This window comes from Aliihoeflea sp. PC F10.4, from assembly GCF_054612275.1.
The window spans coordinates 1887254-1903769 of record NZ_JBTSWH010000001.1 but is presented as its reverse complement, the minus strand read 5'-3'; the positions used below and the strand labels follow the sequence as shown (position 1 = coordinate 1903769).

Genomic DNA, 16516 nt, shown 5'->3' with positions numbered 1-16516 from the left:
TGCGCGGATGCGCCCGTGCGGCTAGCAAGCGTCCATCCGGGTAACCGACGACAGGATACGATATGCGCTTGGGCGGCAGGCTGGCGGCAGCCATCGATGTTTTGACCGAAATGGAAACCCGTCACCGGCCGGCGGCCGAAGCGCTGAAGGATTGGGGCCTGTCGCATCGTTTCGCCGGCGCAGGAGACCGCGCCGCCATCGGCAACATCGTCTACGATGCCCTGCGCCGCAAGCGCTCCGCCGGCTGGATGGCCGGTAGCGACACCCCGCGCGGCATTGCGCTTGGTGCGCTTGTTCTCGAACAGGGCATGAGCGCTCCCGACATCGCAGCATTGATCGAGGGCGACCGGTTCGCCCCCGAGCCGCTGGCGTCAAACGAGATCGAAGCGCTGACGACACGCCGGCTGGACGATGCGCCGCCTCTCGTTCAGGCGGACTGCCCGGACTGGTGCGAACCGCTTTTGCACGAGACGTTCGGCGAGGACTGGATCGAAGAAGCGGCCGCACTTGCCGCGCGCCCGCCGCTCGACATGCGCGTCAACACGCTGAAATCGGACGACGCCAAGGTCGCGGCCGAATTGCGCCAGACAGGCGCATCGGCGACGCAGATCGCGCCGCACGGTCTGCGCATCGCGCCGATCGAGGGTGCTGGCCGTCATCCGAACGTGCAGGTCGAGCCGGCTTTCCAGAAAGGCTGGTTCGAGGTGCAGGACGAGGGTTCGCAGATGGCGGCCGCGCTCGCACAGGCCGCGCCCGGCATGCAGGTGCTCGACTATTGTGCCGGTGCTGGCGGCAAGACGCTCGCTTTGGCGGCAGCGATGGAGAACAAGGGGCAGATTTTCGCACATGACGCCGACAAGGCGCGTCTTGCACCGATCTTCGACCGGTTGAAGCGGGCAGGGGTGCGAAATGCGCAGGCCGTAGCCGGTGAAGCCAATCTCTCCGGTCTGGAGGGCCAGATGGATATGGTCCTCATCGACGCGCCCTGCACAGGTTCCGGCACTTGGCGTCGTCGCCCCGACGCCAAGTGGCGGCTCACCGATCGCCAGTTGGATACCCGCACGAACGAACAAAGCGAAATTCTTGAAAAGGCGAGCCGTTTCGTCAAGCCGGGCGGGCGCATCGTCTATGTGACTTGCTCGGTCTTCGATGCCGAGAACGGTTCGCGGGTCGACGATTTTCTGACCCGCAATCCGGCATTCGCGCCCGTCGACCATGAGGCGCATTTCGCCTCGGTCTTTCCCGGCCATGCCGGTCGCGCGCGGATCGCCAGGGATAGGGGCATCGTGCTGTCGCCGCATTTGACGGGCACCGATGGGTTCTTCATCGCGGTACTGCAAAAGACGATCTGACGGTAACCATTGACGCGGGCATGAAGCGCGCCAGATTTCCGGACCTGTTCGCCGGAGTCTCCAATGTCGCGATTTCTCACGCTTGCCCTGTTCGTCATACTCGTCGTCGGTGGCGGCTTGCTGATCGGTATCAACAACATACCGGGCGAGTGGTACCAATCGCTTCAAAAGCCGCCCTTCAATCCGCCGAACTGGATTTTCGGCCCGGTCTGGACGATCCTTTACGTGCTGATCGCGGTGGCGGGCTGGCGCGTCTGGCAGGAAAGCACGACGCGCGGCGCGATGACGGCATGGTGGCTGCAACTCGGCCTTAATTTCCTGTGGTCGCCGGTCTTCTTCACGCTCAATTCGATCGGCCTTGCCCTTATCGTCATCCTGGCCTTGCTTGTGACGATCATCGTCTTCATTCGCATCAATTGGGCGCGCGACCGCATTTCGGCGGTGCTTTTCATCCCCTATCTGGCGTGGGTGGCGTTCGCGACGCTCCTCAATGCCTCGATCTGGTTTCTGAATTAGGGAAGGAGACCGGCATGCCGATGATACTCAAGAGAGGCGATCAGGAACGGTCTCCTGGTGGGACGGTGCTTTTCGAGGGCGAAGACCACAGCGCGCCGGTCGCGCTTTTCCTTCTCGATACGGAACGGGGAGCCGGACCTGAGCTTCACCGCCATCCTTACGCCGAGTTGTGGGTGATCCACGAGGGCACGGCACGTTTTGTCGTCGATGACGAAGAGATTATCGCCGAGGAAGGCGATGTCGTTCTGGTCGAGGCTGGAATCTGGCATGGGTTCAAGAGCGTTGGCGACGTTCGGCTGAAGGCGACCTGCATCCATTCCAACGGTCGCGTCGTGCAGGAATTCAAGGCCGATACCGGAGCCTGAACCGGCCACCAGCCTGCCAATTGCCACTTTCATGCTGCTCTGCAATAAGCGGAACAGCGAAAGGTGGACGATGACCGATCTTTTCAAACCCGACGGCGACGTTGAGGAACGCGTGCGCGCCAGTTTCGACCGTCAGGAGGTCATGCGCACGCTCGGCGCGGAACTGACCAGCGTCATGCCCGGCACCATCGAAATCGAGATGGATTACAAGGCGTCGCTCACTCAGCAGCACGGCTATCTTCATGCTGGCGTGATCTCGGCAGCCCTCGATTCGGCCTGCGGTTACGCCGCCTATTCCGTGATGCCCGCCGATGCGGCGGTGCTGACCATCGAGTTCAAGGTCAATCTCCTGTCTCCCGGCAAGGGCGAGCGCTTCCTGTTTCGTGGGTCGGTGACCAAGCCCGGCCGCACCATCATCGTCGCGGATGGGCAGGCCTATGCAATCGACGGTGACAGCAATCCCAAGCTCGTGGCGACGATGACGGCGACGATCATGGTCGTATCGGGCCGCGAGGGCATTCGCGGATGAGCGGCACTTCGATCGCCGAGACGCCCATCTCGGAAACGCTCGTCGGCGATCATCGCATACTCTTCCTGATGGCCGCGCCGGCCGAATATGGCGAGCATTTGAAGCGCCGCTTCACACCGCTGATCGTCGGCGTCGGCCCTGTGGAGGCTGCTGTCGGAACCGCTGCTGCCCTCGCGCGGCTCGATGCGCGCGGCCGCCTGCCGCATCTCGTCGTCTCACTTGGCTCGGCCGGCTCGCGCACGCTCGATCATGCCGCCGTCTATCAGGCGAGTTCGGTCTCGTACCGTGACATGGATGCTTCCGCACTAGGGTTTGCCAAAGGGACGACGCCCTATCTCGATCTTCCGGCGGAAATTCCGCTGCCATTGACCGTACCGGGCATCGCCTCCGCCAGATTGTCTACCGGCGCGAATGTCGTTTCCGGCGCGGCCTACGACGCGATCGATGCGGATATGGTCGACATGGAGACCTTTGCGGTGCTGCGCGCGTGTCAGAAATTCGCCGTGCCGCTCGTCGCCTTGCGCGGCATCTCCGACGGGCGCAGCGAACTGAAGCGTCTCACCGACTGGACTGACTATCTCGCCATTGTCGATGAACGGCTCGCCGAAGCCGTGGAAAAACTGGAGCTGGCGATCGTCGCCGGACTTCTGGAAAGCCGGATTTCTGGAAAGAAAGTGAATCCCATTGCGCCGCGCCAGCCTTTTCTCTAAACGCCCGTCATGACAAGCGAAGCTCATCCCGACACCGTCCTCATCATCGATTTCGGCTCCCAGGTTACGCAGCTGATCGCACGCCGCGTGCGCGAGGCTGGCGTCTATTCCGAGATCGTCCCGTTCCAGCTTGCCGGTGAGGCGTTCGAGCGGATCGCGCCAAAAGCCGTGATCCTGTCCGGCGGCCCGGCCTCGACGACCGAGACGGGCAGCCCTCGTGCGCCGCAGATCGTATTCGAGGCCGGCATTCCCGTTCTCGGCATCTGCTACGGCGAACAGACCATGTGCGCCCAACTCGGCGGCAAGGTCGAGGGCGGGCATCACCGCGAGTTCGGCCGCGCCTTCCTCGACATCGAGGAAGACAACGCCCTGTTCGACGGCGTCTGGGCCAAGGGCACGCGCCATCAGGTCTGGATGAGCCATGGCGACCGGGTGACGGCCATTCCCGACGGCTTCCGCGCCATCGGCACCTCGACAGGCGCGCCTTTCGCCGCCATCGCCGATGACCGGCGCCGGTTCTATGCCGTGCAGTTCCATCCGGAAGTCGTGCATACGCCGGACGGCGCGAAGCTTCTGTCGAATTTTGTCCACAAGATCGCGGGTCTTGCCGGCGACTGGACGATGGCCGCCTATCGCGAACAGGCGGTCGAGGCGATCCGTGCGCAGGTCGGTGACGGCAAGGTCATCTGCGCGCTGTCGGGCGGAGTCGATTCGTCGGTCGCCGCGCTTCTCATTCACGAAGCGGTCGGCGATCAGTTGACCTGCATCCTCGTCGACCATGGGTTGATGCGAAAGAACGAAGCGGCGGATGTCGTCGCCATGTTCCGCGAGCACTACAATCTGCCGCTGATCCTCGTGAACGCGCAGGATCGCTTCATCGGCGCGCTGGAAGGCGAGAGCGACCCGGAAAAGAAACGCAAGACGATCGGCCGTCTGTTCATCGAGGTCTTCGAGGAAGAGGCGAAAAAGCTCGGCGGAGCGGATTTTCTCGCGCAAGGCACGCTCTATCCCGACGTGATCGAGAGCGTCTCCTTCACCGGCGGACCTTCGGTCACGATCAAATCGCACCACAATGTCGGCGGCCTGCCCGAGCGCATGAACATGAAGCTCGTCGAGCCGCTGCGCGAGCTCTTCAAGGACGAGGTACGGGTTCTCGGCAAGGAACTTGGCCTGCCGGAACATTTCATCGGCCGCCATCCGTTCCCCGGACCGGGTCTTGCGATCCGCTGCCCCGGTGGCATCACGCGCGAGAAGCTGGAGATCCTGCGCGAGGCCGACGCGATCTATCTCGACGAGATCCGCAAGGCCGGTCTTTATGACGCGATCTGGCAGGCGTTTGCAGTCCTGCTGCCGGTCCAGACGGTTGGTGTAATGGGCGATGGGCGCACTTACGAATTCGTCTGCGCCCTCCGCGCGGTCACGTCCGTCGACGGCATGACGGCCGATTTCTATCACTACGACATGGAGTTTCTCGGCCGCGCCGCGACCCGCATCATCAACGAGGTCAAGGGCGTCAACCGTGTTGTTTACGATGTGACTTCCAAGCCGCCCGGCACGATCGAGTGGGAGTGATGCTGGCTACCTAGCCGGCATCTCTTCGAAACGCGATCATGGCCCCGTGCCCACGCCCGATGCCTGACTGTCCGACTCAATCGACGACTGAGACGCGAAGGCTCGCCTGATAGAATAGTCGTCGCCCTCGGTTGGGATGGAAGCTTTAGCGAGAGCGAAAATGGGCGCGAGGCTCCGTTTCGTCGTCTCGCATCACATAACGCCGCCAACGTCGCTGGCGGCGTTACGTCATTTCAGATGCTCCACATAGGCGGCAAGCTGGTCGATCGTGGTGCCCCAGCCGTCATGAAATCCCATTTCCGCGTGCTTGCGGGTATCGGCGCTGTTCTTATGCATCACATGCGCGCGATACTGCGTGCCTTTCCCATGTGCTTCGAACGTGATGATCGCGGTCAACGCCAGCCAGGGTTCTATCGGTTGCCAGCCTTCGGCAAGTACGGTGGTGAAGGCTAGGCGCTTTTCCGGAGCAATATCGAGAAAGCAGCCTTCGACATGTGGCTTGAATGCGCCTTCGCCTTCGCGCATCTGCGTTTCGAACCCGCCGCCCGGCCGCAGGTCCAACTTGATGACCTTGCATTCGATCGGCTCGGGTATCCACCATTTGGAGAAATGCTCGGCGTTACTCCATGCGCTCCAGACCACAGCCGGAGGAGCATCGATGAACCGTGAAATATCCAGTGCGATATCGTCAGCCGTCATTTTCATTTTCCCGTGACATTTGGGTTTCGACATAATGGGCAAGGCGATCCGTCCGGCCCTGCCAAAGTTCGCGCTGCTGCGACAACCAGGTTTCCGCCTCGGCCAGTCGTTCGATCTTCACGCGACAGGTGCGCGTGCGCCCGGATTTTTCCGAAGCAATAAGCCCGCTGTCTTCAAGGACTTTGAGATGTTTGAGGAAGGCCGGTAGTCCCATCGAGAACGGCTCGGCCAGTTCCTTGACAGGGGCAGGGCCAACCATCAGCCGATTTACGACCGCCCGCCGGGTCGGGTCGGCCAGAGCGTGGAACGCGGCGTCGAGCGTCGCTGAAAAGATTTCCATGTGGTGAACTATAATTAATATGTCACCATTTGGCAAACTAAAATCTGCGCGAAAATACCCTATATGTCGGGATCGAATGGCGATGAAAGCAGATGCAGCCATGAAGATCGTGGCGTGCCTGGGTTTCCCAAAGAGCAATGGAGGCGTTCATGAAATACGAGAAATCGCAGTCGATAATAGATCGGCTGACCCCGGAGCAGCGACGGGTCACGCAGGAGTCCGGCACGGAACGGCCCTTTACCGGCGAATATAATGGGAACGCGAAGCCCGGCATATATGTCGATGTCGTATCGGGAGAGCCGTTGTTTGCGTCGACCGACAAATTCGAATCCCACACGGGATGGCCGTCATTCACCAGGCCGATCGTCCAAGAAAATATCAACGAGATTCGCGATGATTCTCACGGGATGACCCGGACCGAAGTGAGATCGATCCACGGCGACAGCCATCTCGGCCACGTCTTTCCGGATGGCCCGTCCGATCAGGGCGGTCTGCGTTACTGCATCAACTCGGCTTCACTTCGTTTCATTCCGCGCAACGAAATGGAAGCCGAGGGATACGGCAAATATCTCGACCAGATAAAGGAGGCTTGAATGAACCAGCGCGCTATTCTTGCAGGTGGATGCTTCTGGGGTATGCAGGATCTGATCCGCAAGCTGCCCGGGGTCGTCTCGACGCGTGTCGGATACACCGGCGGCGACGTTCAAAACGCGACCTATCGCAACCACGGCACACATGCCGAGGGCATCGAGATCATCTTCGATCCCGAAAAGACCAGCTACCGGCGCATTCTGGAATATTTCTTTCAGATTCATGACCCGACAACGCTGAACCGTCAGGGTAATGATATCGGACTGTCCTATCGCTCGGCCATCTACTACGCCGACGACGAGCAGAAGCGTGTCGCGGAAGATACGATCGCCGATGTCGAGGCATCGGGTCTGTGGAACGGCAAGGTCGTTACGGAAGTCGAACCTGTCGGCGATTTCTGGCAGGCCGAGCCGGAACATCAGGACTATCTCGAACGGTATCCGAATGGCTACACCTGCCATTTTCCTCGTAAGGATTGGGTGCTCCCCGAACGCAGGAACGCTGAGCCTGCCAGCGTGGCTGCGCAGTAGCGGCACCCGCGTTTTTGCGGCGAGCCGATGATTGCAGGACGAGGCGGATACGATATTCGCCTCGTCTTTTTTCCAGCCTCCCGACCCCGTTTCGTAACGGCTTTGCTGGCGGGTCTCGTGCGCGAGACCCGCTATTTTCGGGCGTTCTGCCGGCCATCTTCGCAGGCTGCTCCAATCTTATCCATGCTTAGCAATGACGGACAAAAACCCGATTTTTGCTCGTGCTAGCTTCATGATTGCCGTCTCGGCCGTTGCCTCAAAGGCGCGTCGATAAGGGCCTGTGCATGGGGGCTGTCACTCACCGCTGTTGGCGACTGGGGAAGGCCGGCAATCGGGGAGCAAGCCATTGTCCAGGATCATCGCCATCCACTCGTTCCGGGGAGGGACGGGCAAGTCGAACACCGTCGCCAATCTTGCTGCCATGTCCGCTGCCCAGGGCCTGCGGGTCGGCGTGATCGATACCGATATCCAGTCGCCCGGAATTCATGTGCTTTTCGGCATCGCCGGCGGTGCGGTCGCTCACTCGCTGAATGATTATCTGCGTGGCAAATGCCGGATCGAGGATGCCGCACATGATGTGACGGACGGCCTCGATTATCCGGTAACGGGCAAGCTGTTCGTCATTCCCTCGAGCATTCAGGCCGGTGAAATCGTCAGCGTGTTGCGGGAAGGGTATGACGTCGGGCTTCTCACAAACGGGTTCAGATCTCTGATCCGAGAACTCGAGCTCGATCTCCTGCTTATCGATACTCATCCGGGGCTCAACGAGGAAACGCTGTTCTCGCTCGCCATCGCCCACGCCGTCGTCATCTTGATGCGGCCGGACCATCAGGACTACGAGGGAACCGGCGTCACGGTGGAGGTCGCCCGGTCGCTCGACGTGCCGCGATTGTTCATCGCCGCGAACAAGGTCCCGGCGAATATGGACCCGGACGTGGTGAGAGAGCGGATCGAACAGGTGTTTCAATGCACCGTTTGTGCGGTTCTTCCGCACTGCGACGAGATGATGTCTCTGGCAAGCGGCGGCATCTTTGCTTTCCGCTATCCCGGCCATCCGATGAAGGACCGTTATCTCGAGATATTGGATCGTCTGGAGATCGGCGCGGCGACCACATCTGCAAAGGTGGCGGCACATGGTGGATGAAACGCGACAGCCGGGTTCCCGATCGCATCGCCTTGCAGGCAAGCGGGTGCTCATCGTCATGGGAAGCTATGAAGGCAAGAGGCCGGTCTACGAGGCGCTGCACGCTCTCGGGGTGAGGCTTATCGTGATGGACGGAGCCGGGCACTGGAGCCAGCACAACGGCGCGGGCACGCTTTTCGAGCGGTTCCTGCTGGTCGATCTTCGCGCTGATCAGGGCCGACTGGCACGGGCGCTGGATGCGATCCGGGAATGCGGCCTGCCGATCGACGCGGTCGCGACTTTCGAGGAATTCGCCGGTGAACTGACGTCGCAGATCGCCGATGCGCTCGACATGCCGGGACACCACCCATCGGTGATCGCCATTTCACGAGACAAGTTGCGTGTGCGCCAGGCATGCGTCGACGCCGGAATTCCAACGCCGCGCTTCGCCGGCGTCAAAAAGATGGCGGATCTGGAGGCGGCGGCCGATCATGTAGGGTTCCCCGCAATCCTGAAGCCGACATCAGGTGCGTCATCCGTCAGCTCCTACCGCGTCACCAGCCTTTGCGACCTGCAACTGCGATATGCAGAGATCGAAAGCGCGGTCTCTCGGTTGTCGAAATCGCGCCAACTCAACAGTGACGACGAATTCGACCTCGTCTGGAATGGCGGCCAAGACATGGTTCTGGAGGAATGCCTGACGGGTGAGGAGTTCGATGTCGATTGCCTGCTCTCAGATGGCAAAATGGTTTTCGCCGGCCTGACGCGGGACTGGCCGCAGCCTTATTGCAAGGAGGTCGGCGCAGAAATCCCGCCGCATTTTTCGGTGCAGCGGCTGAAGGAAATCGAGGCCTTCGCAGCGCGCACGCTTCTGGCGCTCGGTTTCCAGAACGGGGTTTTCCACGTCGAGGTGATGTATACGCCAGCCGGGCCTCGCCTTATCGAGGTCAACGCGCGGATGGGCGGCGGCCCACGGCGCGACATGAACAGGCTCGTTTGGGGTGTCGATCTTGCCGAGCAATACATACTGACCGCGCTCGGTCTGTCGATCAGCCCGCAGCCGGCGGGTGAGCCTCTGATGCATATCGCGCAAAGCTTCCTGCCCGCGCCCTGGAGCGGCCGAATGCGGCACACTGATTTTCTGGCGTCGATCCGAAACGATGAACGCGTGATCGAATGCGCGACATATGTGAAACCGGGGCAGAGCGTCTGCGGAGGCGAGGGCGGACCGGCCGACTGGCTGGGAAATATCATGGTCCGCGGCGACAGTCCCGAAAAGGCCATTGCGGCGCTTCATGAGATCGTCGCGCGGATCGACTTTCCGATTGTTCCGGCGCAGCGCGCTTAGATGGCTGCCGCATCGCTCCATTCAAGGCTCGGCGACCTGCTCGACATCCGGGCCGGCGAAGGTCGCCTCGTCACTCAGGTCTTCTTTTTCGGCCTGTTCGTGAGCATGGTGACCACGCTCGCGCGTACTACGACCTTCTCCATCTTCATTGCCAGCTTCGGCTCACAGCAGCTTCCGCTCGTCTATATCGGGCTCGGGCTTGTATCGGTCGCCTGCTCCTATTTTTATCTCCATGCTAGTTCACGGCTGCCGTTGGCGACGGTTCTGGTCGCCACCTTCTGTTTTCTGATCCTCGCATTCTCGGCGCTCCGGCTGGGACTGGGGAGCAGCGATGCGCGCTGGCTTCTCTTCGCCCTGCCGATCTCATGGGGCGTCCTGAACGTGCTGGTGCTCACCATGTTCTGGAACCTGGCGGGACGACTGTTCCATCTGCAACAGGGCAAGCGCCTGTTTGGTCTTTTTGCGGCGAGCGCGGAGATCGGTGCCATCGCGATCGGACTTCTCACGCCCACGCTCGTCGCGCTTTTGGGAAGCATCGATCTCCTCTCGGTCACGGTCGGCCTGCTGATCGCAGCGCTCGCCATTTTGGGCATGATCGTGCGAAGTTCGCGTGCGCCTTTGTCCATTCGCCCGACACCTGCAACGCGCCAGTCCAATGTCGGCTTTCGCGCCCTTGCATCCGACCGGTACATTGGCCTCCTGTTCATGGTCTTCACACTGTTCGTCGTCGGCATCTATTTCGTCGACAACATCTTCTACGCTCAGCTTGAGATCGTGATCGGCACGGCCGACGAGATGGCCATCTTCGTTGGCAAATTTTTCGCCGTCGTAGGTGCGATCAGTCTTTTCACGCAGACCTTTCTGACAGGGCGCATGATCAACCGCTTCGGCGTGAAGTCGATGATCATCGTAACGCCGGCGGTTCTGGGCATCGGCACGGCGCTGATCGCATTGATCGGCACCTTCACCGAAGCGTTCCTCGTCGTCTTCTGGCTCGCGGTTCTCACCAATCTGGCGCGATGCGTTCTGGATGCGGTCGACAACGCGGCCGTCAATGTTCTCTACCAGCCGCTTCCCGCGCTGGAGCGCACGCGGGCACAGACGATCGTCGACGGCATCCTTTATCCGCTGGGCATCGGTCTTTCAGGTGTGCTGCTTATCGTGTTGCGCGAGGTTCTCGCGCTCGAACTCGGTGCAGGTTTCATATGTCCAGTTGCTGATCCTGGCGGGCTGGCTTGTCTGCGCGGTCCTGCTCGGTCGCGCATACCCGGATCGCCTTGCCAGAGCGCTCAGGGATCGAACGCTGGGCACGAATGCCGTTGCGGACAAGACGAGCCTCGGTCTCGTGCGACAAGGCTTGAAGAGCCCGCATTTCGGTGCGGTCATTTATTCTCTCGAATTGCTCGAAGCTCTCTCCCCCGCGGAACTGCCCGAACATCTGTCGGCATTGATGGACCATCACGACGCGCGTGTAAGGATCGACGCGGTGAGGCGCGTGGAGCGATTGCAACTTGTCGATCTCTTGCCGGCGATCAGTCGCCGATTGCCGTTCGAAGCGTCTCTTTCCGTGCGCAGTGCATCGGTGCGGGTACTTGCGGCGCTTGGTGACACGATCGCTTTGGAGGAGATGCAGATATACCTCGACCGCGATGAGCCCGAGATGACCAGAGGTACGCTGGTCGGCCTGCTGCGCAGCGGCGAGGTCGAGGCCATCGTGGCAGCAGCCGAAAAACTGGGGGTGCTCGTCGGCAGCGCGGATGCGAAGGAGCGTGAACTGGCCGCGCGCGTGCTCGAAGAGGCAGGCGTCGCAGGTCTCTATCGTCCTGTTGCGAAGCTGATGGGCGATGAAAATGCCGACGTGCGAAACGCCGCCATCACGGCAGCGGGCGCGCTCGGGCATCATCGGCTATGGCCGGACATTCTGAGCCACCTTGGCGATTCTCTGGCTCATGCATCCGCATCCAGGTCCCTCAGGCAAGCCGGTGCGGCGGCCGTTCCGCTTTTGGTTCGCTCGTTGGCGACCGAGGAACGCGAGGAAGTGCAGGTGCGGCTCGCAAACCTGTGCGGCGCGCTCGCAGATGCGCGTTTGATCGCGCCGCTTCAGTCAATGCTGGTGCGCAGCACCGAACCTGCCCTTCGAACAGCGATCCTGGAGGCGCTCGCCGCCTGCGGTCATCGCATCTTGGATCAGGAGGCTCATGATTGGGTGTTGCGGGAAGTCGCGGAAGCGACCTGGGTTCTGGCAGGTTTCTGCGAGATAGCCGAGCAATCGGACCTTCGACCGGTTCGGCTCGCACTTGAAGCGGAAATCGAACGGCGCAAATCACACATCTTCACGGTTCTTTCCATGCGCCATGATGCAGGGCTTGTGCACAAACTGCGTGACGGCCTGCGCGATGCGAGCATGGAGCAGCGCGCCTATGCGCTTGAACTTCTGGACGTGATGGTGTCGTCGACGCTCAAGCCTCTGCTTGTGGCATTGCTGGACGATTTTTCGCATCAGCAGAGATTTCGAAGGCTGAACAGGCGCTTTCCCCAGACACAACTCTCCCCAACGGATCGGCTGCGCGCGATCATTGAGGCGCCGCCGACATATGTGCGGCCGTGGACCAGATCGTGCGCGATCTACGCTGCCGGTCAAAGCGAGGAAAAGAGTTTTACCGAGACATTGGCGCGTGCCGGACAAATGCGTGACCCGATGGTCCGCGAGACCGCGTCATGGGCTGTGCGGCGGATCGGTGCCGCCTCCGGGCGTGAGTTGGAAACTCCAAAAATCGGCGAGCCGCTCACGCGATAACCGAAAGGATTATGCCGCATGCTTCTGATCGAAAAGGTCATTCTGCTCAAGGCGCTGGACTTCTTCGCCGAGACTCCGGAAGAAATCCTGGCCGAACTTGCCGCTGCGAGCGAAACGCGCGAGTTCGCGGACGGCGATTTGGTCTGGAATGGCAATTCTGCCGATCGCAATCTCTACATAATCGCATCGGGCAATATCGCGGTCAGGAAAGACGGAACGCGAACGCTTTCGCTCGGGACCGGCGATATGTTCGGGGAATTGTCGCTGTTGGGAGGAGGGACGTCGGACCTTTCGGGAGCCGGCCTGTCGGATGGAACCTTGCTGATCGTTCCGCAAGTCGCTTTCGACCAGCTTGTCGCGGACCATGCGGTGACGACGCGTTGCATTATGAGCGTGCTCGCACGTCGTCTGATGCGCAGTTCGGCTGTCCAGCGCTCCGCCAGACTGGAAGATGATGTTCTCGGGGGGCTTCAGGAGCGCCTTTCCCAATCGGGCGCGCGCAGAAGCGCTGTGGGTGAACGACCATGACCACTCAGAAAATATCTGCCGAAGCTGTCGCGCGTTCGACTTCCGCAATCATGGATGCTCAGCCGGTTCCGACGCTGATCTGCCGCTCTACTGACGGCCTCATTCTTTACGTCAACGAAGCATTCGGGGCGCTTCTTGGAACAACGACCGACGCAGTCGTTGGAACGAGCCTGACGAAATATCTGAAATATGCTTCGGATAATGCCGACCCCGCCTTCACCGGGACCCTGCAGGCTTCAGGAAAAGTCGTGTGCGCTCAGGGAGCCGATGGTGGCTCGCTTCGCCTCAGCATTTTCACCCATAAGCTGACGTTCGACGGGCATGATTCATGGCTGATCAACATGCTGGACGTCTCCCGCTATGTTGCCACGGAGGCGGCGTTGCGCGAGAGCGAAGGTCTGATCCGCGCCGTCGTCGACACGGCATCCGACGCGATCATCACCATGTCCGCACAGGGTGCGATCTTGTCATTCAATCACGGCGCCGAACGAATGTTCGATTATCATGGCGACGAAGTGATCGGGCAGGGGCTTACGATGCTGATGCCCGAACGGTTGCGCGCCCTGCATGAAAAGGGATTGCAACGGTATCTTGCCGACCGCCGCCCTCACGTCATCGGCAATACGGTCGAGGTGACCGGCATGCGCCGAAATGGCGACGAGTTGCCCGTCGAGTTGAGCATCGCAGAGGTCCACGGCGGCGACCACCCTGTTTTTGCGGGAATCCTTCGCGACATCAGCGCGAGGAAACAAGCCGAACAGGAACTGACGCGCGCGCGGGGGGCAGCCGAGGCCGCCAACGACGCCAAGAGCGCCTTTCTCGCCACCATGAGCCATGAGATCCGGACCCCGATGAATGGCGTCATCGGAATGACCGACCTGTTGCTCGATACCGGTCTTTCGCCCGAACAGCAGGAACTCGTCCAGACCATTCGCGATTCGGGCGAATTGCTGATGATCATCATCAATGACATCCTCGACTATTCGAAGATCGAGGCTGGAAAGTTCGAACTTGAGGAGCACCCGTTCGACGTCAGGCTCATCGTTGAAGGTGTGCTCGATCTCGTGGCGCCAAGGGCGGCGGAGCGTGGCATCGCGCTGGCCGGGCGCGTCGGCGACAACGTTCCAACCGGTATTCTCGGCGACAGCACGCGCATGCGGCAGGTTCTCCTCAATCTTTTGACGAATGCGATCAAATTTACCGAGCGCGGCGAGGTCGAACTGCGGATCGATCTGGAAAAGGCCGCCGGACTTGCGGGCCAGGAACTCCACATCTCGGTGCGGGACACCGGCATAGGCATTCCGCCCGACCGGCTCGATCAGCTTTTTCAGTCCTTCAGCCAATTGGATACTTCGATCGCCCGCCGCTACGGCGGTTCCGGGCTCGGTCTTGCGATCACGCGCCGCATCGTCGAACTGATGGGTGGCCGGGTCTGGTGCGAAAGCGCGGGCAAGGGGCATGGTGCAACTTTTCACCTGATCGTGCCTGCGACGAATGTACCGGGTTATCGCGCCAGAAAACATATGCATCCCGACCAACCGCGTTTGCGCAGCAAGCGGGTTCTGGTCATCGACGGTAATGAGACCGACAGAGCCATCCTGACCCATCAAATCCAAGCCTGGGGCATGGTGCCCTACGCCACCTCATCGCTTGAGGAGGCATTTCGATGGATTGCGGCCAAGCCGGATTTCGATCTCATGATCGCCGACCAGACGATTGTCGAGGCGAGCGGCGACGTACTCCTTGCGGCCTCCCATCCGCCAGGCGGGTCGAAGATGCCGATCGTGCTTTGCTGCGCTGTCGGCCAGCGTCAGCGTTTACAACAGACGGAAACTTATGCCGGCGTGATAACGAAGCCCCTCAAGCCGTCACAGCTTTACGACACTTTGGTTGGGCTGTTCACGGACGATCTGGACGACAACCTGTCGGCGAAGGGAGACGACGAAAATGACGACGCCCCTTCAGCCGTCAGTTCGCTGCGCATCCTGCTTGCAGAGGACAACACCGTAAACCAGCAATTGGCGTTACGGTTTCTTCATCGTCTGGGCTACGAAGCCGATCTTGTCGAAAATGGCAGGGCCGCTATCGAGGCATTGGAACGGGATCGCTACGACGTCGTGCTGATGGACGTCCAGATGCCCGAGATGGATGGGCTGGAAGCGACCAGACGCATCCATGAAAGATGGCCCGGTCCCGAACGTCCATGGATCGTTGCAATGACCGCGAACGCGATGCAGGGCGATCGCGAGGCCTATCTTGCGATCGGCATGAACGACTATGTGAGCAAGCCGATACGACCCGGCGAACTCGAACGTGCCCTTCGGGAAGCGCCTGCGGCCGCTGCCAGCCTGAAGGCTCAACGATGAACGACCCGGACATCGAAGGGCTGGAGAGCAGTATCGCTGCGGCGCTCGATACGATGGTGGAGGACACAGGCGGTGACGTCGAGTTCGTCAACGACCTTATCGAGGCGTTCATCGACGATGCGCGTGTGCTGATCATGCAGATCGAGGCTGCCGCGAGCAGGCATGATCGCGAGGCGCTGCGTCGTGCGGCACATACGCTCAAATCGAACAGCGCCACTTTCGGGGCAGACGCCCTTTCCTTGAGCGCTGCGGACATCGAGGCCCGCAGTCCGTCCGGCGAACTCGGCGATGTTCTTGCCGGTCTTGATGAAACCAGACAGCGATTTGACGCCGTGACGGCGGCGATCGACGGATACCGAAAGGAGAAGGGCATATGACCGAGCCGCCTGCCGGTAGTCGCGTTCTGGTCGTGGACGACAGTCGCGTGAACCGAATGCTCCTACGCCGTATCCTCGAAGGACAGGGGCATCGGGTTGATACGGCGGAAAATGGTCGCGAAGCCCTGGCGACGCTTCGCGCAAAGACGTCGAATAGTTTCGACCTCATCCTTCTCGATATCGTCATGCCGCAGCTCGATGGATACCAGACGCTGTCGTCGATCAAGGCGGACGCGGCCCTGCAGCACCTTCCCGTGATCATGATCACGTCCATCGAGGACCTCGACAGCGCCATACGATGCATACGCATGGGCGCGACCGACTATCTGCCAAAACCCTTCAACGTCGACATCCTCAAGGCCCGCATAGACGCCTCATTGTCGGCGAAGCGACTGCGCGATCTCGAGCGCGAATATCTCGAACAGGTCGACATCGTGACCAGCGCGGCTACAGCGCTGGAAAAGGGGAACTTTGCGCCGGCCATGCTCGACGGTGTCGTTGAACGGGCGGATGCATTGGGCCATCTCGCACGCGTTTTCCTTGATATGGCCAACGAGATACAGGCGCGGGAGGCGCGCATGCAAAGACAGGTTCAGGATATGCGAATCGAGATCGATGAAGCGCGCAGATCCACCAAAGTCGCGGAAATTACGGGGTCGACCTATTTCCGGCATCTGTCGGAGCGCGCCGGCGAATTGCGAACCCTTCTCAACGAGGATCAGAATAAGGGCAAGGCGCGGTGACGGCTGCTCAGCCGGTTCGCGCGGCAAGGC

Annotated in this window: 18 protein-coding genes; 16 read left to right on the top strand and 2 right to left on the bottom strand. The window is 60.8% G+C overall.

Translation table 11 applies throughout. The annotated features are described in order from the left end of the window. The first annotated feature begins 62 nt into the window (after positions 1-62). The 6 genes from ACX82Z_RS09600 to guaA all read left to right on the top strand — a co-directional run bounded on the left by ACX82Z_RS09600 (position 63) and on the right by guaA (position 5044). The gene (locus tag ACX82Z_RS09600; protein ID WP_459588251.1) at positions 63-1352 is read left to right on the top strand and encodes an RsmB/NOP family class I SAM-dependent RNA methyltransferase; all 1290 of its coding nucleotides are present in this window, start codon (positions 63-65) and stop codon (positions 1350-1352) included. A 63-nt stretch (positions 1353-1415) separates the two neighbouring features. Then, on the top strand, positions 1416-1868 hold the full coding sequence (locus ACX82Z_RS09595) for a TspO/MBR family protein (protein ID WP_459588250.1): 453 nt from the start codon (positions 1416-1418) through the stop codon (positions 1866-1868). 14 nt (positions 1869-1882) lie between these two features. After that, positions 1883-2233 carry a cupin domain-containing protein gene (locus ACX82Z_RS09590; protein WP_459588248.1) on the top strand — a complete coding sequence of 117 codons (351 nt, stop codon included), beginning with the start codon at positions 1883-1885 and terminating at the stop codon, positions 2231-2233. A 70-nt stretch (positions 2234-2303) separates the two neighbouring features. Further along, positions 2304-2762, top strand: a complete 459-nt coding sequence (locus tag ACX82Z_RS09585; RefSeq protein WP_459588246.1) for a PaaI family thioesterase — start codon at positions 2304-2306, stop codon at positions 2760-2762. Beyond that, a complete protein-coding gene (locus tag ACX82Z_RS09580) occupies positions 2759-3472 on the top strand; it encodes a 5'-methylthioadenosine/S-adenosylhomocysteine nucleosidase (RefSeq protein WP_459588243.1) in 714 nt (237 codons plus the stop codon). The genes ACX82Z_RS09585 and ACX82Z_RS09580 overlap by 4 nt, the downstream gene beginning before the upstream one ends. Before the next feature lie 9 nt (positions 3473-3481). After that, positions 3482-5044, top strand: coding sequence for a glutamine-hydrolyzing GMP synthase (gene guaA, locus ACX82Z_RS09575; RefSeq protein ID WP_459588241.1), 1563 nt, complete (start codon positions 3482-3484; stop codon positions 5042-5044). Positions 5045-5272: 228 nt separating this feature from the next. Here the strand turns inward: guaA and ACX82Z_RS09570 are convergent, their stop codons facing one another. Beyond that, positions 5273-5743, bottom strand: a complete 471-nt coding sequence (locus ACX82Z_RS09570) for an SRPBCC family protein (RefSeq protein ID WP_459588240.1) — start codon at positions 5741-5743, stop codon at positions 5273-5275. Then, the gene (locus tag ACX82Z_RS09565; RefSeq protein WP_459588238.1) at positions 5733-6185 is read right to left on the bottom strand and encodes an ArsR/SmtB family transcription factor; all 453 of its coding nucleotides are present in this window, start codon (positions 6183-6185) and stop codon (positions 5733-5735) included. Before ACX82Z_RS09565 ends, ACX82Z_RS09570 begins: the two co-directional genes overlap by 11 nt. A gap of 47 nt (positions 6186-6232) precedes the next feature. On the opposite strand from ACX82Z_RS09565, the gene msrB reads away from it, so the two are divergent. The 10 genes from msrB (at position 6233) to ACX82Z_RS09515 (ending at position 16486) form a co-directional block, all read left to right on the top strand. After that, entirely contained in the window at positions 6233-6676 is a 444-nt protein-coding gene (gene msrB, locus ACX82Z_RS09560; protein ID WP_459588235.1) for a peptide-methionine (R)-S-oxide reductase MsrB, read from the top strand. Beyond that, entirely contained in the window at positions 6677-7204 is a 528-nt protein-coding gene (gene msrA / locus ACX82Z_RS09555) for a peptide-methionine (S)-S-oxide reductase MsrA (protein WP_459588233.1), read from the top strand. 346 nt (positions 7205-7550) lie between these two features. Continuing rightward, on the top strand, positions 7551-8348 hold the full coding sequence (locus tag ACX82Z_RS09550) for a MinD/ParA family ATP-binding protein (RefSeq protein ID WP_459588231.1): 798 nt from the start codon (positions 7551-7553) through the stop codon (positions 8346-8348). Beyond that, positions 8338-9675, top strand: a complete 1338-nt coding sequence (locus ACX82Z_RS09545; protein ID WP_459588230.1) for an ATP-grasp domain-containing protein — start codon at positions 8338-8340, stop codon at positions 9673-9675. Before ACX82Z_RS09550 ends, ACX82Z_RS09545 begins: the two co-directional genes overlap by 11 nt. Beyond that, a complete protein-coding gene (locus ACX82Z_RS09540) occupies positions 9676-11283 on the top strand; it encodes an NTP/NDP exchange transporter (RefSeq protein WP_459588227.1) in 1608 nt (535 codons plus the stop codon). Then, complete coding sequence (locus ACX82Z_RS09535; protein ID WP_459911946.1) at positions 11171-12472, top strand: HEAT repeat domain-containing protein; 1302 nt, start codon at positions 11171-11173, stop codon at positions 12470-12472. The genes ACX82Z_RS09540 and ACX82Z_RS09535 overlap by 113 nt, the downstream gene beginning before the upstream one ends. An 18-nt stretch (positions 12473-12490) precedes the next feature. Further along, positions 12491-13000: a Crp/Fnr family transcriptional regulator gene (locus tag ACX82Z_RS09530; protein ID WP_459588226.1), complete on the top strand. Its 510-nt coding sequence runs from the start codon at positions 12491-12493 to the stop codon at positions 12998-13000. Further along, entirely contained in the window at positions 12997-15366 is a 2370-nt protein-coding gene (locus tag ACX82Z_RS09525; protein WP_459588225.1) for a PAS domain-containing hybrid sensor histidine kinase/response regulator, read from the top strand. Before ACX82Z_RS09530 ends, ACX82Z_RS09525 begins: the two co-directional genes overlap by 4 nt. Further along, positions 15363-15743 carry an Hpt domain-containing protein gene (locus ACX82Z_RS09520; RefSeq protein WP_459588224.1) on the top strand — a complete coding sequence of 127 codons (381 nt, stop codon included), beginning with the start codon at positions 15363-15365 and terminating at the stop codon, positions 15741-15743. Before ACX82Z_RS09525 ends, ACX82Z_RS09520 begins: the two co-directional genes overlap by 4 nt. After that, on the top strand, positions 15740-16486 hold the full coding sequence (locus ACX82Z_RS09515; protein WP_459588222.1) for a response regulator: 747 nt from the start codon (positions 15740-15742) through the stop codon (positions 16484-16486). Before ACX82Z_RS09520 ends, ACX82Z_RS09515 begins: the two co-directional genes overlap by 4 nt. The last annotated feature ends 30 nt before the right edge of the window (positions 16487-16516 follow it).